Origin of the sequence: Caballeronia terrestris (assembly GCF_001544515.1) — a bacterium.
Classification (GTDB): domain Bacteria; phylum Pseudomonadota; class Gammaproteobacteria; order Burkholderiales; family Burkholderiaceae; genus Caballeronia; species Caballeronia terrestris.
This window is the reverse complement of sequence record NZ_FCOL02000641.1, coordinates 1-512: the sequence shown is the minus strand read 5'-3', so window position 1 is coordinate 512 and position 512 is coordinate 1. Positions and strand designations below refer to the sequence as shown.

Below are 512 nucleotides of genomic sequence, written 5' to 3'. Positions count from 1 at the left end.
GGCGAGGTCGATGCTCACATCAAGCAGGTCGAAGCGCAAGTGCAGCAGTCGGCCGCCGAATCCGCGTCGGCCCGCGCTCAGGTGGCGCGGGCCGAGGCGCAGGCGCGCCGCGCCCGCGCGGACGCTTCGCGCTACGAGTCGGCGTACACCGAGAACATCAAGGCGGTGTCGAAGCAGGAGCTGGACAACGCGACCGCCGCGAACGAGATGGCGGCGTCGGAACTGCGGGCGCAGAAGGATCAGGCGACCGCCGCTCTGGCAAAGCAATCCTCGCTCGCCGCTTCCAGGTCGACCCTGCTCGCGCACCGGGACGTCCTGCTCGCCCATTTGCAGGAAGCCCGGCAGAACCTGGGCTACAACAGGATCTATGCACCCGTGAGCGGCCGGATCGGGAAAAAGAACGCGGAAGTCGGGTCGCGCATCCAGTCCGGCCAGCAGGTGCTGGCCATCGTGCAGGACAGCGTGTGGATCAATGCGAACTTCAAGGAAACCCAGCTCGCCGGCCTGGCTCA

Annotated in this window: 1 protein-coding gene; it reads left to right on the top strand. The window is 67.4% G+C overall.

All coding sequences use genetic code 11. From position 1 onward, the window contains the following. The coding region (locus tag AWB67_RS39360) for an HlyD family secretion protein (protein ID WP_125477927.1) at positions 1 to 512 on the top strand (512 nt) is incomplete at both ends.